The organism is Streptomyces sp. WM4235 (genome assembly GCF_001279725.1).
Classification (GTDB): domain Bacteria; phylum Actinomycetota; class Actinomycetes; order Streptomycetales; family Streptomycetaceae; genus Streptomyces.
This window is the reverse complement of record NZ_LGDE01000130.1, coordinates 1-2,988: the sequence shown is the minus strand read 5'-3', so window position 1 is coordinate 2,988 and position 2,988 is coordinate 1. Positions and strand designations below refer to the sequence as shown.

Annotated in this window: 2 protein-coding genes and 1 pseudogene; all 3 read left to right on the top strand. The window is 68.5% G+C overall.

All coding sequences use genetic code 11. The features are described 5' to 3' along the window. Positions 1 to 135 precede the first annotated feature (135 nt). A pseudogene (locus ADK55_RS12825) lies at positions 136 to 1,440 on the top strand (lysine N(6)-hydroxylase/L-ornithine N(5)-oxygenase family protein); the annotation flags it as partial. A 220-nt stretch (positions 1,441 to 1,660) separates the two neighbouring features. After that, positions 1,661 to 2,641 (top strand): iron-siderophore ABC transporter substrate-binding protein, encoded by a 981-nt coding sequence (locus ADK55_RS12820; protein ID WP_234350021.1) that lies wholly within the window; start codon positions 1,661 to 1,663, stop codon positions 2,639 to 2,641. Positions 2,642 to 2,686: 45 nt separating this feature from the next. Beyond that, the coding region (locus ADK55_RS12815) for a condensation domain-containing protein (RefSeq protein WP_159041374.1) at positions 2,687 to 2,988 on the top strand (302 nt) is incomplete at its 3' end.

The following is a 2,988-nucleotide window of genomic DNA, read 5'->3' as shown; positions in this document are numbered from 1 at the left end:
CTCTCGCCCCATCGACAGGGGTTGAGGATCAGGTTAGGCTAACCTAAGTTTCGCTGGCAGTCGCACGTCGTCATGCCTCGCTTCCGCTGTTCCCCCCTCACACCTGGCAAGCGGCCGCCCCCCGATGGGAGTGACATGTCACAAGCTCTTCCTGACGATGCGCCATTGATCCACGACCTGATTGGAATCGGCTTCGGACCGTCCAATGTGGCGATGGCCATCGCACTGAGCGAGCACAACGCGAGCGTCGGCAGGGAGGGGGCGGTCACGGCCCACTTCTTCGAGCAGCAGCCCCGCTTCGGCTGGCACCGCGGCATGTTGATCGACGACGCCACCATGCAGGTCTCCTTCCTGAAGGACCTGGTGACGCTGCGCAATCCGACGAGCGAGTTCAGCTTCCTCTGCTACCTGCAGAGCCGGGGGCGGCTGATCGACTTCGTCAACCACAAGAACCTCTTCCCGCTGCGCGTGGAGTTCCACGACTACTTCGAGTGGGCGGCGGCCAAGGTCGACGACATGGTGTCGTACGGCCACGAGGTCATCGCCGTACGGCCCGTCGTGGTCGACGGCGCGGTGCGGTACGTGGACGTGATCGCGCGCTCCGGCGCGGAACCGGTGGTCCACCGTGCCCGCAACCTCGTGATCGGCACCGGACTGCGACCGCGGATGCCGGAAGGCGTCGAGCGCACGGACCGCGTCTGGCACACGTCCGACCTACTGACGCGGGTGGACGCGCTCAAGGACACCGCCCCGTCCCGGTTCGTCGTGGTCGGCGCCGGCCAGAGCGCCGCCGAGAACGTGGCCTTCCTGCACCGCACCTTCCCCGAGGCCGAGGTCTGCGCGGTCTTCTCCCGGTACGGCTACAGCCCCGCCGACGACAGCGGGTTCGCCAACCGGATCTTCGACCCGGACGCGGTCGACGAGTACTTCGCCGCACCCGAGGACGTCAAGCGCAAGCTGATCGCGTACCACGCCAACACCAACTACTCCGTGGTGGACATCGACCTCATCGACGACCTCTACCGGCAGCAGTACCAGGAGAAGGTCCTGGGCACCGAACGGTTGCGCTTCCTCAAGGTCTCCCGACTCACCGACGTGGTCGAGACGCCCCACAAGGTGCTCGCCACGGTCGAGTCGCTGGTCACCGGCGAGCGGACCCATCTGGACGCCGACGTGCTGATCTACGCCACCGGCTACCGTTCGGCCGACGCGCTCGCCCTCCTCGGCGAGGTCGGCCGGTACTGCCTGCTGGACGAGCAGGGTCGGGTCAGGGTCGAGCGGGACTACCGCCTGACGACCGATCCCGAACTGCGCTGCGGCATATACCTCCAGGGCGGCACCGAGCACACCCACGGCATCACCTCGTCCCTGCTGTCGAACACGGCGGTCCGGGTCGGGGACATCCTGGGGTCGATCGTGGACCGCGGCCCGGAGCCCGCCGGCGGACCCCGCCGCGCCGCCGACGAGATCGGCTTCCCGCTCTTGGGCTTCGTCGTCACAGTCCCGCCCGGCGCCCGCACGGCCCGCCGGGCCGGTGCGACGTACACCCGCCCGCACCGCGCACTCCCGCACGCCCGCAGTCCCGTGAAAGGAAACACCCGTGCCACTTGGTACCCGCTCCGCGTCCACGAGATTCGCCCGCCTCCTGCCCCGTGTGGCCGTGGCCGCGACGGCGGCGCTCGCGCTCGCCGCCTGCGGCGGCGGTGACTCCGACAAGGCGGACACCGCCAAGTCCGGCGAGACCGGATCGGCGGCCGGGGCCTTCCCCGTGACGCTGGAGCACAAGTACGGCAGCACGACGATCGCCGAGCAGCCGAGGAAGGTCGTCACGCTCGGCCTGTCCGACCAGGACGCCGTCCTGGCCCTCGGCGTGAAGCCGGTCGGCGCGGTCGACTGGTTCAAGGAGCAGCCGTACGGCAAGTGGCCCTGGGCCAAGGACCTGTGGGGCTCCGCTCCGCCGCAGGTCGTCGGCGAACGCGACGAGTACAACATGGAGAAGATCGCGGCGCTCAAGCCCGACCTGATCATCGCCCAGTACTCGGGCATGAAGAAGGAGCAGTACGACACCCTGTCCAAGATCGCCAAGGTGGTGGCCCAACCCAAGGGCTCCGAGGACTACCAGGCGACCTGGCAGGTCATGACGGAGCAGATCGGCAAGGCGCTGGGCAAGGACGCCGAGACCGAGAAGCTGATCGCGGGCATCGACGCGCGCTTCAAGGCCGTCCGGGACAAGCACCCCGAGTGGAAGGGCAAGACGGTCTCGGTCGGGGAGCCCTACGAGCCCGGCAAGTTCTCGGCCTTCTCCCCCAAGGACCCCAAGGTCATCTTCTTGAGCGAGATGGGCTTCACCACCTCCGAGGCCTACCGGACGGCCCTCGGCAAGGAGAACGTCGCCGACCTCAGCTCCGAGCGCCTCGACGTCATGGAGGCCGATCGGACGGTCTGGCTGGGCACCTCCGAGACCGAGGCCGCGATGAAGGCGGACCCGCTCTACCAGAAGACCAAGGTCCACCAGGAGAAGCGCGACCTGTTCCTTCCGTACGACAACCCGGACATCGGCGCCGCGCTGTCCTTCAACACGGTCCTGAGCATCCCGTACGCCATCGACCAGGTCGTGCCGAAGCTCGAGGCCGTCAAGTAACGCAGGTCCCCGTCCCGCGCGAACCAGGGAAAGGCTGAACGAACGATGTCTGACGCCGCCGAGCCGGACAACCCGGCATCCGACTCCGCAATACCCGTCACCGGCGGGCAGGCCGGGATCTGGCCGGCCCAGCGGATCGAGCCGGACAGCTCGGCCTACAACGTCACGTTCACCCTGGAGTTGCGCGGGCCGGTCGACCTCGACCGCCTGACCGCCGCCGTGCGGCAGGTGGTCGAGGAGGCCGAGTGCCTCCACGTACGGTTCACGGCGGACGCCGACGGGCAACCCCGTCAGCACGCCGTGCGCTTCCCGGCGCACGTTCCCCTCGTCGACCTGCGGGACGCGCC